13 protein-coding genes are annotated in these 12,725 nt (G+C 49.8%); 8 read left to right on the top strand and 5 right to left on the bottom strand.

Annotated features, from left to right (window positions below):
- Positions 1 to 9: 9 nt before the first annotated feature.
- Positions 10 to 1,107 (top strand): ferrochelatase, encoded by a 1,098-nt coding sequence (hemH, locus tag C5F52_RS25455; RefSeq protein WP_104801175.1) that lies wholly within the window; start codon positions 10 to 12, stop codon positions 1,105 to 1,107.
- 45 nt (positions 1,108 to 1,152) lie between these two features.
- Here hemH and C5F52_RS25450 read toward each other — a convergent pair whose 3' ends face one another.
- From C5F52_RS25450 to C5F52_RS25435, 4 genes are read right to left on the bottom strand one after another with little or no spacing between them, the layout of a single operon-like run.
- The gene (locus C5F52_RS25450) at positions 1,153 to 1,857 is read right to left on the bottom strand and encodes a RodZ family helix-turn-helix domain-containing protein (RefSeq protein ID WP_104801174.1); all 705 of its coding nucleotides are present in this window, start codon (positions 1,855 to 1,857) and stop codon (positions 1,153 to 1,155) included.
- A gap of 35 nt (positions 1,858 to 1,892) precedes the next feature.
- Entirely contained in the window at positions 1,893 to 2,333 is a 441-nt protein-coding gene (locus C5F52_RS25445) for a polymer-forming cytoskeletal protein (protein ID WP_161499769.1), read from the bottom strand.
- 22 nt (positions 2,334 to 2,355) lie between these two features.
- Entirely contained in the window at positions 2,356 to 3,399 is a 1,044-nt protein-coding gene (locus C5F52_RS25440) for a M23 family metallopeptidase (protein WP_104801172.1), read from the bottom strand.
- 14 nt (positions 3,400 to 3,413) lie between these two features.
- The gene (locus tag C5F52_RS25435; RefSeq protein WP_104801171.1) at positions 3,414 to 3,782 is read right to left on the bottom strand and encodes a polymer-forming cytoskeletal protein; all 369 of its coding nucleotides are present in this window, start codon (positions 3,780 to 3,782) and stop codon (positions 3,414 to 3,416) included.
- A 270-nt stretch (positions 3,783 to 4,052) separates the two neighbouring features.
- On the opposite strand from C5F52_RS25435, the gene C5F52_RS25430 reads away from it, so the two are divergent.
- Genes C5F52_RS25430 through C5F52_RS29780 form a run of 7 tightly spaced genes read left to right on the top strand, consistent with a single transcriptional unit; the run spans position 4,053 to position 11,220 of the window.
- A complete protein-coding gene (locus C5F52_RS25430; protein ID WP_104801170.1) occupies positions 4,053 to 4,889 on the top strand; it encodes a shikimate dehydrogenase in 837 nt (278 codons plus the stop codon).
- Between the two features lie 9 nt (positions 4,890 to 4,898).
- The gene (locus tag C5F52_RS25425) at positions 4,899 to 5,609 is read left to right on the top strand and encodes a response regulator transcription factor (RefSeq protein WP_104801169.1); all 711 of its coding nucleotides are present in this window, start codon (positions 4,899 to 4,901) and stop codon (positions 5,607 to 5,609) included.
- Positions 5,587 to 6,939, top strand: coding sequence for a FecR domain-containing protein (locus C5F52_RS25420; protein ID WP_104801168.1), 1,353 nt, complete (start codon positions 5,587 to 5,589; stop codon positions 6,937 to 6,939). The genes C5F52_RS25425 and C5F52_RS25420 overlap by 23 nt, the downstream gene beginning before the upstream one ends.
- Positions 6,936 to 9,152 carry a CHASE2 domain-containing protein gene (locus C5F52_RS25415; RefSeq protein ID WP_146100160.1) on the top strand — a complete coding sequence of 739 codons (2,217 nt, stop codon included), beginning with the start codon at positions 6,936 to 6,938 and terminating at the stop codon, positions 9,150 to 9,152. Before C5F52_RS25420 ends, C5F52_RS25415 begins: the two co-directional genes overlap by 4 nt.
- Positions 9,153 to 9,212: 60 nt before the next feature.
- On the top strand, positions 9,213 to 9,695 hold the full coding sequence (locus C5F52_RS29785; protein WP_146100159.1) for a hypothetical protein: 483 nt from the start codon (positions 9,213 to 9,215) through the stop codon (positions 9,693 to 9,695).
- Positions 9,686 to 10,762 (top strand): S8 family serine peptidase, encoded by a 1,077-nt coding sequence (locus tag C5F52_RS25410; protein ID WP_161499768.1) that lies wholly within the window; start codon positions 9,686 to 9,688, stop codon positions 10,760 to 10,762. Before C5F52_RS29785 ends, C5F52_RS25410 begins: the two co-directional genes overlap by 10 nt.
- Positions 10,759 to 11,220, top strand: coding sequence for a hypothetical protein (locus C5F52_RS29780; RefSeq protein WP_146100158.1), 462 nt, complete (start codon positions 10,759 to 10,761; stop codon positions 11,218 to 11,220). The genes C5F52_RS25410 and C5F52_RS29780 overlap by 4 nt, the downstream gene beginning before the upstream one ends.
- 1 nt (position 11,221) lies before the next feature.
- On the opposite strand, the gene C5F52_RS25405 is transcribed toward C5F52_RS29780, so the two are convergent.
- A complete protein-coding gene (locus C5F52_RS25405) occupies positions 11,222 to 12,616 on the bottom strand; it encodes an EAL domain-containing protein (RefSeq protein ID WP_104801165.1) in 1,395 nt (464 codons plus the stop codon).
- Between the last annotated feature and the right edge of the window lie 109 nt (positions 12,617 to 12,725).

Raw genomic sequence — 12,725 nt, 5'->3', positions numbered from 1 at the left:
TACCTCATCATGTTCAAACCTGCCTTCAATCCCGAACCGCCATTCACCCATGGACAAGCGCCACGCACCGCCGTTTTGCTGTGCAACCTAGGAACGCCTGACGAACCCACAGCACCGGCTGTGCGCCGCTACTTGGCCGAATTTTTAGGCGACCACCGTGTGGTGGAAATCCCCCGCTTGGTGTGGATGGCCATCCTGCACGGCATCATCTTGCGTGTGCGCCCGGCCAAATCTGCCGCCAAGTACGCCACCATTTGGACAGACGAAGGCTCGCCGCTCAAGATCTGGACAAACAAACAAGCACTTGCTTTGCAAGAAGTTTTCAACGCCCACGGCGAGGCTGTGACTGTGCGCTATGCCATGCGTTACGGCAAGCCATCGATTGCCAGCCAACTTGATGCGCTCAAAGCAGAAGGCTTCACGCGTGTCTTGATATTGCCGGCTTACCCACAGTACTCAGGCACCACCACAGCCAGCGTGTTTGATGCGGTGTACCACTGGGGACTGCGCAGCCGTGTGCTGCCCGAGTTCCGTTTCATCAACCACTACCACGACCACCCTGCTTACATCCAAGCACTGGCTGAGCGCGTACGCGCGCATTGGGCCGAACACGGCCAAGCTGAACGCTTGGTGATGAGTTTTCACGGCGTACCTGAACGCACCCTACACTTAGGTGACCCTTACCACTGCGAGTGCTACAAAACGGCACGCTTGCTCGGCGAGTCCTTGGGCTTGACCAAAGCCCAGTACATGGTGACCTTCCAATCGCGCTTTGGCAAAGCGAAGTGGCTTGAACCCTACACCGAGCCAACCCTGATTGCACTGGCACAGCAAGGTGTCAAACGCGTCGATTTGATTTGCCCCGGTTTCACCAGTGACTGCCTAGAAACCTTAGAAGAAATTTCCCAAGAAGCGCAAGAGGCTTATTTGCATGCAGGTGGTGAGGTGTTTCATTACATCCCATGCCTCAATGACAGCGCTGCATGGGTGCAAGGCATGTATGAACTGAGCGTGACCCACATGGCTGGATGGCCAATGCAAACGGCTGACGCAGGGCAACTAGCGATCAGTCGTCAGGAGGCTTTATCGCTAGGCGCCAAAAACTAAAAAGCCGCTGGAAAGCGGCTTTTTAAATTGCAAATCAGTGGCCAATTAAGGTGCCGCTTTACTGGCTGGCGCGACAGGTGCAGCAGAGGCACTCGACACACTAGCAGGGCGAACAGCCGATGCCACAAGAGCTGCAGACGCCGTCAAACCTGATGCAGATTTCTGGGGAGTTGAAACGCTAACCTCCACAGAGGATGCATTAGATGCAGGCAACTCGGCAGTACTGGCGGCGTCAACAGCGTCCGAAGGTACGGTTTGTAAAGGCGGCGCTGGTTCCGCAGCTGGCTCTTCTTGCGGTTGCATGTAAGCAGCAACAGCCAACGCAGCAGCAAATAGCCCTGCAATCACCCAAAGTGACGTCTTCGATTTTTTTTCTTCAGATTGCGTCAAAACAACCGGTTCTTCATCTGGCGCAGACGCTGTTTCTGAGAGCTCAATCATCACATCTTGAACAGCCGAAACAGGCTCAACTGGCGTTGTTGAGTCTTGAGGCACGCTTTCAACGTACGCTTCTTGAGACGCATGACCGAAAACCTCATCTACTGAGATGCCAAGCAAGCCACCTACTTTTTTTGCAGCCGTTGCTTTAACCGCAGGGCTGTAAAAGGAGCTCATACCGCCTTCTTCCAACTGGCGAATTTGCTTGACGGACATGCAGGCTCGGATTGCCATGTCACTCAAAGCCCAACCACGAGCTTCACGACGAAGGCGCAGCAAATCGCCGTTGATAGAGAGCTCGTCTTGACTCATAAACACACGAGGAAGTGCAACGCTGTATTAGTAATTTATTTGACCAACAAAAGTTCGCCCTTGATAGAGGCTCCCTTTTGAACGGACAGAGTTTGGTAAACCACATGGCCATCCACAGACGCCGAAGAAGTCACGATCAACTCATTGCAAGTGGCAGTGCCAGAGAACTTACCCTTGATGTGCAGGCTGCTGCAAGTCACAACACCCTCGACTTGACCACGTGCACCTATGGTGAGTTCATCCACTTGAATTTGGCCGTTCAATGCACCTTCCACGTGAATGGCGCCTTTGGCAGCGATCTCACCACGGAAAGAAAAACCTTCACTCAAAATCGAAGGTTTGGTGGCGGCAGTTGAGATCATGTCCATCATGCTGGTACGTTGGTTGGTTGGTTGGGCTGGTGCAGCGACGGCAGGTTGCGTCGACACCTCTTCTTCAACAACAGCATCTACTTGCTCTTCTTCCATGTCTGACATAGAAGCGTTTTCTTGAGAAAGATTAACGTTGTTGGTTTTGGATTTGTTGAACATATTGTGCCGTCCGTATAACTTTTTGTGGGTTGACTGGGTATCCGCCAATCAAGATTTCCAAATGCAGGTGCTTACCTGTTGACGAAGAACCTGTGCTGCCGATGTTGCCCAGCACAGATTCGTTAGTGACTTTGTCACCCAATTTGACTTCAATATTTGCCAAATGCGCGTAGAGCGATTCAACGCCATTCGTGTGACGAACCACCACAGTGTTGCCATATTGCGTATGGAACTGAGCCAAGACCACCACACCGGGCTTAACTGGATGAACCTTTTCGTCCCCTGTTTGACTCAGCATATCCAAACCTGTGTGAAAGTGCGTCTGCCCAGAAATTGGGTGACGACGAACACCAAAATCAGAGGTCACGCTGTAATTCGGCACTGGCATAACGCTAGGCAGCGCATACAGAACTTCACGCAAACCACGATTGGTCGACAATTCATCAGCGACTTTGCCGCGAAGCAAGGGATTGCTTTTGACATCGTCTTCTAAATTAAAGCCACCGTTTGCCGCATTCTGCTGAATGATTTTGACGATTTTTTCAGTCAAACCAGACGCCTCAAGCTGAGACTTCATCGTCACGTTTTCTTGCGAAACCGCCACCATCGACGTATCAACAAAGCGACGAATACTCATGTCGCGATCACGAATCGTTTGAGCCAAAGAAACCATTTGCTCATCGCTCATGGTCAGAACCTCAGCCCCCTCCGAATCAGAAGCGCTACTAAGCAAGGCACGATACACCTCTTCATGAGATCGTTCTAGCTTGGCACGACTCAGCATCAAACTGAGGCTGGTGACAAACAAAACCGTGATAGCTGCCAACATCGCACCTGTCGCCAAAATGCCACCACGCACCAAAATGCGTTGCATCCGACCACTGATGTTCAGGTAGTGGAGATCACCGTTTTGCTCCAAGATGATGCGCGCATCTTCATACTGACGCGTCCAGCCACCAGACACAAGTCCAGGAAGCAATCGAGCAGCAGTAACGAACCGGCGCAGCATCATGGTTTAGCTAAAAATTAGGCGGCAGAACCACCGACTTGAACCACTGGACCGTTGGCATCTTGACTCAAAGTACCTTCGATCTCGCCACCTTTTTCAATCTCAATTTCTGAGTATTGAACTTTGCCGGCGATCTTGCCGGTTGAGCGAACGATCAAGCTCTTCTCTGAAATGATGGTGTTGTGGAGCTGGCCACGCACATCGATCACTTTGGCGGACACGCGGCCGGTGATCTTGCCTGTTGGCCCGATCAAGACTTCTTCTGCAGTTAAATCCCCCTCAATCACGCCATTAATAATGGCTTTTGAGGGAACAGTGAACGTACCCTTAACGATGACACCGTCACCGATAACAACACTTTCGAGCGAATCAGATTGATTAGACATATGGTCTCCTTGAGCAAATTTTAACAAACAAACTATCAAAAACTACATATTTGGAGTTTTATTGTTGTTTATTTGTAGAAAAAAATTCATTGAATGCAACCACTTAGCGTATTTTTTGAATGTGCTTCCTAACCCTCGAAGGTGATAAACCTTCTATAGCTACTCCTCTCATCCAGAGTGCTGATCCACGACCACGCAACGGCATCGTGAATGTAAACAAAAGACAGCCATGCATTGGCTACCATTCAGCATCTGCTTTTTTCTCTCATCATGAACAATACATTCACCATGGCGGGGGTCATGGGTTGGCCTGTGGCTCACTCTCGCTCACCTGCTATTCATAACCACTGGATTCGCAAGCATCACCTCAATGGCGCTTATGGCTTGTTCCCGGTTCCTCCAACCCATCTTGAAGCTGCCATTCGAGGCATTCAAGCCTTAGGACTGGCGGGCTGCAACCTCACCATTCCACACAAAGTTGAAGCGATGGCCTATATGGACTGGGTTGACCCGCTCGCCCAGCGCATGGGCGCCATCAACACCATCGTGGTGCAAGCAGATGGCGCACTTCATGGATTCAACAACGATGGCTTTGGTTTCCTCCAGAGCCTGCGTGATGCGCAGCCCAACTGGCGCGCCGACCTAGGTCCCATCGTCATCGTGGGGGCCGGCGGCGCAGCCCGGGCGATTGTTGTCAGTTTGATTGACGCTGGCGCAACAGAAATTCGACTTCTTAATCGCACACACCATAAGGCGCAAGCGCTCGCGCAAGAGTTTGGGACGCCTGTCACATCGTTTGACTGGTCTGAGCGTCATGAAGCCTTGGCAGGTGCAGCTTTGCTCGTCAACACAACCAATCAAGGCATGCATGGCGAAGCACCACTTGACCTTGCTTTAGACCAATTGCCCACAAATGCGTTGGTTTCAGATGCAATTTACATACCGCTTGAAACACCGCTGCTTCAAGCGGCACGCTTGCGCGGCAACATCACCGTCAACGGACTCGGGATGCTGTTGCATCAAGCCAGCCCAGCATTTGAAGCTTGGTTTGGCGTGACGCCTGAAGTCACTCCCGAACTACGTGAACTCATCATTGCAACTTTTTAAAACGAATACATGTACATCGGGCTTCTAGAAGACGAACCGCATCTTGCGCAACATGTCTGCGAAATTCTTCAAACAGCAGGTCACACCACCACCCTTTTCAACAATGGCGCAGATATGGTCAAAGCAGTTGGACGCGACACGATTGACTTGTTCATACTCGATTGGAGAGTGCCGCGCATGTCTGGACTTGAAGTACTCAAACACATTCGAAATGTGCGAGGGCTGAAAGAACCCGTTCTATTTTTGACGAGTCGCACGGATGAACAAGACATCGTTGAAGCGTTGAATGCAGGTGCAGATGATTACTGCACCAAGCCTGTACGCCCCCAAGAACTCTTGGCACGCATCACGGCATTGCTACGGCGCACCTACCCTGAGCACAACAACCGCGACACCACTCGCACCTTATTGGGTTATGCATTCAACAAGCTTGACAACTCGGTTGGGTTTGAAAATCAGCAAATCACGTTGTCTGAAAAAGAATTCAAGCTCGCTTTGTTTCTTTTCGATAACCATGAGCGAGCCATCTCCAGAGAACGTTTGATGCAAGAAGTTTGGGGTAGCGAAGGCGATGCCCTTTCCCGTTCGCTTGATGTTCATATTTCTTGGTTGCGTAAAAAGTTAAACCTCGCAGCAACAGCCCCCTACTTGCGACTCAAACCTATTTATGGATTTGGGTACCGTTTGATGGCCTTGAATGGAACAACAACCGATGTTTAAAAAATGGTGGGCGCTTGGGTTGAGTGCAATTTATCTCTCAACCATTCATGCGCAGCAAGCAGACAACGCGGCTGAACGTCCGTTGATTATTTATAAAGTTCAAGCAGGCGATACGCTGTCGCAACTTTCAGCACGCTTTTTCGTCGATGCAGCAAACCTCGAAGTCATTCGTAGCTTGAACCACTTGCGCCACATTGACTTGTTACCCTCGGGAAAGCACCTCAAAATACCTAGGGAATTTGTCAAACAAAGCCCATCACAAGCCACTATCATCAGCATTTCATGCACGCGAATGATTCGTGCAGGCTCGCCACCCAAAGCACTCTCTGTTGGTTCAGTGCTCGCAGAAGGCACCATCATTGATGTACCTGCTGAATGTCAGGTGTCAATGCTTTTAGAGGACAGCTCGGTCATTCGACTGCCCTCCAGCGCCGCGGTTAAATTCTCTGTCCTACGCAAGAACGCGCTCGAATCCAGCCCACAAGTTGAACTCGAATTGGTGCGGGGTCGCATTGAACTTGATGTGAACAAAAACCGCTCACGCACAACACCATTTGATGTGCGAACCCCGCTATCGGTCACTGGCGTACGAGGCACCGAATTTCGTGTGGGTTACGCCCCTACGGAACAAGTCGGCCAAGTCGAAGTGGTTCACGGAATAGTTGCAGCGACAGGGATAAGCGATAGCCAATCCCAACCCGTTTCCAAAGGACAGGGACTACCCTTTAACCGTTCGGGAAAGGCAATGGCCATTGAGAATTTGCTCGATGCCCCCGTGTTCGAACGCGCAGAAGCGACTCATGCAACACCACCGACCCATGCGATCAAACTCGCACCAAATCCCAGCGCAAAACACTATGTGGTGCTCAACACAAAAAGTGCAAATCTATTGGGGGAGCAAACCTCACAAACAATCACAACAGCAGAGGTGTTGGCGACCAACCTCAGTCAAGACGCTGTTTTTTATCAATTCGCCTCAGTCTCTCCAAGCGGCCTCATCGGACCCTCGCGACAATATGGTTTTTGCAGCGTCACAGGTGATATTAAATTTGGACGTTGCCGAGCAAGATTTGATGCACCACTGGCAGATGGGGCTTTGATCACGTTTTCCCTCATCAAACATGCACTCGGTACCACACAAGAATTGGTATCTACCCAAAAGCTACAAGCTCGTAACGGACGTTTCGTGATTGAAGGCTTACCTGCCGGACATTACACCTGGAACATGTCTTACCTGACCTCATCACCTGGCAATACCAACCACGAATCGACACTCACCAAGCAATCCGGATACTTTGATCTGATTGCTCTGAAAACCAATCTACCTTGAACGCACATCGCCAACGTAAAGCACGCTTGCGTCGTGAATGGACATTCACGACAGTGGTTGCATTAGGCTTATTGGCTCTGCTGATATTTGCCGATATGGCGCGCCCCCTAGGCAATGTGGTCTACGACCACTTCATGCGTTGGGAAGGTTTTAGATCGACACAAACCATTGTGATTGTGGCGATTGACGACCGTTCACTGCAAGAACTTGGTGGCTGGCCCCTCAAGCGTGCAGAGTACGTGAAACTATTGGACCGACTCGATGACAGCTGCTGTAGGCCCAAAGCCGTTGGATTTGATTTGCTCTTGTTAGACAAAACAATCGATGACGCGGCTCTCACCGAACAAGTCAAGCGACAGTTCAACGTGGTGTTGCCTCTTGCATTCAAAGTGAACGAGGCTAATCCATCTGCATTGCAGGCCACGCTCCCCGTTTCACCACTGGCTGAGGTGGCCACGCTAGGGCATATCAACTTATCGTTTGACACGGATGGTGTGATTCGTGGTTTTCAACCCAACATCCAAACATGGCCACACTTCTCTTTAGCAGTCCATGCCAAAGGTGCACAAGCAATCGAAACATCCAAGCATGACTCAGATTACAGACGCTTTCGAATGGTCGATCCACGTGTTGGCTTTCCTGTTATTTCTTTGACAGATGCCATCCACAGCAACATCAGCCGAACATTGCTCAAAGACAAATACGTCTTGATCGGTGTCACTGCGCCTAGCCTAGGAGATAGATACCCCACACTGCATTCTGGGAAAAACAACGCCAGCACGCCAGGCGTTGCCATTTTGGCCAGTGTTCTCAATGCCTCCATCAACCACACGCTGATTGACGAAGCGTCGCCTTGGATCACCTTCGGTTTGACGCTTGTGCCATTACTGCTCATGCTCCAAAGCCTCGTCATGCTCAGCCCTCGCGAATCGCTGGGGTTGGCTTTGGTCATGGTGTTTGGCAGCTTGCTGGGCAGTTATCTCTTACTCACCTTCATGGACTATTGGGTTGATCCAACACCATTCATGTTGATTGCGCTATCAATTCAACCTTTATGGGCATGGCGCCGGTTAGAAGCAATCGTTCACTTGATTCAAGGCAAAGCCGCAGACTTTCGAGAGCTTCACCCCCTGGAACGAAACAATGCGCCGACCCACCCGTCACGCGAAGTGGTTTTACAGCATGCCAAATTACTAGACCATGCCGTGGCATCAGCACGCTCAGAATTGGATTTTTTGTCAAGCATCGTCGACGAGATGCCAGAGGTTGTATTGATTTTTGATGCGAACGATGCATTGCTATTGAGCAATCAAAAAACCCAGCAACTATTCGACGCAGAGCTCAGTCACGGTTGCCATTTGATGGCATTGACAAATCTTTTGAACTTTCCAGCTGACACATTTGAAAACCTCATAAATCAAACAGAAAATAGTCCGCAACAAGTTCTAATACCACTCGCAACCAAACTCGGGACACGTGATTTCGTCCTCAAAACAGCGTCGCTTAACGCCCCCCTGGGTCGCAGTTTGCGGCTGCTCTTGTTGATGGACATCACAGAATTGCGGCAATCACAAAAGCAACGAGACCGAGCTTTACAGCTTTTGTCACACGACATGCGTACACCGGTCGCATCGATTCTGTCACTGCTCCCCTCACAAGACCGCTCAAACGAAAAAATTACCCAACATGCCCAGTCTTTATTGCAGATGATGGATGACTTCATCCTCACCATCTCATCAGAAGCGACTCAATACAAGGTTCAATCTGAATCTCTAGATAACCTGATCAACGACAGCTTGGAACAGGTGGCTGATTTGGCGCACGCCAAAAACATTTGCCTCAGTGATGAAAGTCACACCTCCCATCTCTTCGTTATGGCAAACACCCGCTTATTGGTACGTGCATTTGTCAACTTATTGTTCAACGCCATCAAATTTTCGCCATCACAAAGCACGATTCAGATTCAATCGCTTCACGTCGAAAGCTCAGAAACCTCAAGCACTCAAGTCACGCTCGTACTTTCAAACTTGGTCAGTGCCGTGTGTTCTGAAATTGACATAACGCAAACCCTGCAAGGATTTGGCCTCGGGTTGGACTTTGTGGACACCGTCATTCACAAGCATCAAGGAACCATTGAACGACATATCCCTGCGCACGGCGTTGCCACCGTTGTAATCACACTTCCTTGTGAAATCTCACAAATCGCTCTTTAAGTGATCAATTTATAAATTAAACCAATAAATTTAAATTCTTAAGTTGTACAATTTGGCACTATGAAGCGTCAACTTTGCATTCTTAAGAAATGGGTGATTGGAGCCGTTGGGGCCGTATTCGCTTGCCAACTGGCTTTTGCAGATCCAGTTTGGCATTGTTCTCGAAGCGAAATTCAAATTGCAAATGCATCGGATGACTTCGCGCTCGCATCCTTGGCACTTGAACGAGAGGTCATTCGTTTGTCCTTGAGAGATTTGTATGCTGTGTATCAAGGAACCCCCATCAAAATGAGTGGCGGCCTTCCACTATCCGCATGTGTCATTGAAGGCACTAACTCAAACTTGACCCACACAGCCCTGAAAAGTATTGGCGCACAACCCGCAACCATCAAAGCACTGACGGGCGCCAATGCACTCATGAAAAGTCACATTCATGCCGTGCCTGACGAATCGTCCATGCTCGCTTGCATCACCAAACACCACCCAGCAATTGGCTACTTATCTCAGGCCAGCCACACAGAGGCTGTGGGGCCGTGCTTCTAAGGCCTGTATTCGCTGCACTCACTTTCGCTGCGATATTCAATGCAGCAGCTATCGACCATCCTTGGCACTTAGGCGCAGCAAATCAAAGCGCATCAGCGCCAGCAGCCATTAACACCAGCGCCCTCAAACCTGGACCTCACCGCGTGGTGGTCGCGGTGATTGACAGTGGCGTCATCGCAGCGCATCCCAGTTTAAAAGGCCAACTTCTACCAGGCTATGACATGCTATCGGCTCCCAATAATTTGCGAGGCGGGCGGTCGACCGACTTTGGACCCGATGAACGTGATGCGCGTTGCGGCCAACGTCTCATCTCGGGGGCATTTAGAACGCACGGCACAGAGGTTGCGAGTTTGATTGCCGCAAATGGCACAGACGGTGTCTATGGCGTCAATCCGACGGCAAAAATTTTGCCGATTCGATTATTTGGTGCATGCAGCATGTCACGCTCTGACCTGTTAGATGCCATTGCATGGGCCGCTGGGCTTCCTGTCGCAGGTGTTCCAGACAATCCAACACCTGCAAAGGTCATCAACATGAGCATTGCGGGCGGGCTCACTGTATGCGGCGCAGATTTACAACGTCTGCTCAATCGCGTGATCGAAAAAGGCGTCTTCGTCGTGGCTGCGGCAGGCAATAACTTTCACAAGCCGTTGCCAGAACCCGCCAATTGCAATGGGGTCATTTCCGTCGGCGCAGTGGACGCTGAAAATCGGATAGAAACATATTCAGCCCTGGACCCTCGCACCATTTTGTATGCCCCTGGAGGTGGGAAACGTTTGCCATCTGACGCCTATTGGGCAATTAACAAATTGATGGTGGCCACCTATGATTTAGATTTTTTAGGTTCTGAACGATCTGCTGCCTTAGAGCGAGGAGTGGGCACTAGTTTTGCGGCTCCCATCGTTGCAGGATTCATCTCTTTGTGGCTATCGCATCAACCCCAAAAGCAGCCCTCTGATTTATCGCGTGACCTACCAAAATTTTTGCGCCAAGTTGATCCCATCGAAAAATGTGCAGAATGCACCCCGAAAGGCTTAGCCGCCAATGCAGGAATCACCCAGCCATGAAATGGCCTTTACTTTTCTCTGTCTTGATAAGTTGCTCAACCGTCGCTGATCCGGTGTGGCATTGCTCACGAAACACTGAAGTTGAAAAAACGGCAGTACCCCATGTAAGAGAAAATCAGTTTTCAATTGCATCCTTCGGCACATCGACCGAAATAATCGGCGTGTCTATCAGCGATTTGATCGATGTTTACTCTGGCGTCACCGTTCGCGTAGGAGGGCTCCCACTATCCGCATGCTTCATGCCAAACAATGAAAAACTGACATCGACAACATTGGCATCGTTAGGATTGCAAGCATCCACCATTCAAGCGCTGGCAAGAAAAAGCACCATCATTCACAGCCATCTTTACTTGGTCACCAATGACGTTCAAATGCTGTCATGCATCTCCCAGCATTTCCCTGCCGTTGGGTATTTGGATGAACCTCATGACACGGTGTCTGTCCAGCCCTGCTTCTAAACTAAGCCGCAGAGTACTCACCAGAATCAGAAGGTGCCTCTCTCAGGTTCGGCATACGCGTTACACGGAACGAACGTTTGGACAAGAGACTTTCAAACGCCACCGCCGTCATTGGGGAATAAAAATAGGCGCCCTGCCCCAAGATACAGCCCATGCTTTGTAGCTCCGCCTGTTGCCAACCAAAATCAAGTCCATCAGTCATAACTTGAACATCATGCGCTAATGCATGTTGAATGGTTGCATTCACCCATTCTTTGACTTGTGCGTCGTTGTTCAGACGCTGAACCAGCTTGCCGTCTATCTTCACTTTGTGTACAGGCAAAACCTCAAGTAGCGCTTGTGAGTGAGCACTCAAACCGAATCGGTCAATCGTGACACTCAGTCCTTGCTCTGCAAATGCCGCTATGTGAGCCGCAGCTTTCTTTGGATTAGTGGCCACGACGGACTCGTTCACCTCCAGCTCTAACAATTGATGGGGGTACTGAGTGTCACGACATACATCACGAATTTTCTGCGCAAAACTTGGCTCTTTGAATTGAGCCTCTGTGATATTGATCGCCAAAATCAATGGCCCATACTGATGCTGCCATGCGACCGCTTGCGTGCATGCGGAACGCAATAACCAATCGTCAAATGGCAAACAAATTTTGTTTTTCTCCGCCATTCCAACAAAATCAGAGGGCGACACATGCAATGTTTGACCTGAAGGATGGCGCCAACACACCACCACCTCCATACCAAATACACCGTCATCACTCATGCGCTGAATCGGTTGATAGTCGATTGATAGATCTGCATCCTGCATCGCCGCATTCACGGCATGTGCTACATCAAATGAAGAGCCCCCGCGATCAGCGTCATCATCCGCAGCAACTCTTTCAAAACGAACTTTGATACGAAACTGCTTAATCAATACATAAATCACACTGGGGACAATCAGCAAAATACCCAGCCAAGAGATGATGCGCAGATAAGTGGGCCACAGATTTACCGCGATATGCAGATTGGCAACAATCAAGCTATCGAACGTAATAGGGGCCATGACATGCATTTGATTGGGATCGTCATTCGCTGAAGCCAGCTCAAACGAAGCAGACATGGGATCCAACACGTTTCCCGACCTTGTATAACTGGCAATAGACGCTCCCTGCGCACTCACCAGTTCAGCCGACTCGATGCCTGGATAATTTTCCAAGGCTTTCAACACAGCATCGACTTGTTGGGTGTCATTGACCAGCAAAGCCGGCAAGATACTTTGCGCGACAGAGTGAACCAAAGCCTCGTTGTGCTCAACAATGAAATGTCGAGTGGCATTGAAAATCAAAACGCCAGCTAACGCCAAAGCGCCAAGTGCAGCAGGTACCAGAACTGCCAACTTAATGATTTTTTTGCTCATAACCTTCTCCGTTCGAATCGATTTCGAAGAATTTTAGAAATCAATTTGTAAGAACAATGATAAATCTTGTTAAGTCAAAATGACAAAAAAGAATACATTATTCTACATA

It is taken from the genome of Limnohabitans sp. TS-CS-82 (assembly GCF_002943475.1).
Note: the sequence above shows the minus strand (reverse complement) of the source record. Positions and strands in the feature narration are given on the sequence as shown.

What these genes read in the sequence shown, in the direction of transcription:
- hemH (WP_104801175.1), top strand. Translation starts at nt 10, where the DNA reads ATGTTCAAACCTGCCTTCAATCCCGAACCGCCATTCACCCATGGACAA.
- C5F52_RS25450 (WP_104801174.1), bottom strand. Translation starts at nt 1,857, where the DNA reads ATGAGTCAAGACGAGCTCTCTATCAACGGCGATTTGCTGCGCCTTCGT.
- C5F52_RS25445 (WP_161499769.1), bottom strand. Translation starts at nt 2,333, where the DNA reads ATGTCAGACATGGAAGAAGAGCAAGTAGATGCTGTTGTTGAAGAAGAG.
- C5F52_RS25440 (WP_104801172.1), bottom strand. Translation starts at nt 3,399, where the DNA reads ATGATGCTGCGCCGGTTCGTTACTGCTGCTCGATTGCTTCCTGGACTT.
- C5F52_RS25435 (WP_104801171.1), bottom strand. Translation starts at nt 3,782, where the DNA reads ATGTCTAATCAATCTGATTCGCTCGAAAGTGTTGTTATCGGTGACGGT.
- C5F52_RS25430 (WP_104801170.1), top strand. Translation starts at nt 4,053, where the DNA reads ATGAACAATACATTCACCATGGCGGGGGTCATGGGTTGGCCTGTGGCT.
- C5F52_RS25425 (WP_104801169.1), top strand. Translation starts at nt 4,899, where the DNA reads ATGTACATCGGGCTTCTAGAAGACGAACCGCATCTTGCGCAACATGTC.
- C5F52_RS25420 (WP_104801168.1), top strand. Translation starts at nt 5,587, where the DNA reads ATGGAACAACAACCGATGTTTAAAAAATGGTGGGCGCTTGGGTTGAGT.
- C5F52_RS29785 (WP_146100159.1), top strand. Translation starts at nt 9,213, where the DNA reads ATGAAGCGTCAACTTTGCATTCTTAAGAAATGGGTGATTGGAGCCGTT.
- C5F52_RS29780 (WP_146100158.1), top strand. Translation starts at nt 10,759, where the DNA reads ATGAAATGGCCTTTACTTTTCTCTGTCTTGATAAGTTGCTCAACCGTC.
- C5F52_RS25405 (WP_104801165.1), bottom strand. Translation starts at nt 12,616, where the DNA reads ATGAGCAAAAAAATCATTAAGTTGGCAGTTCTGGTACCTGCTGCACTT.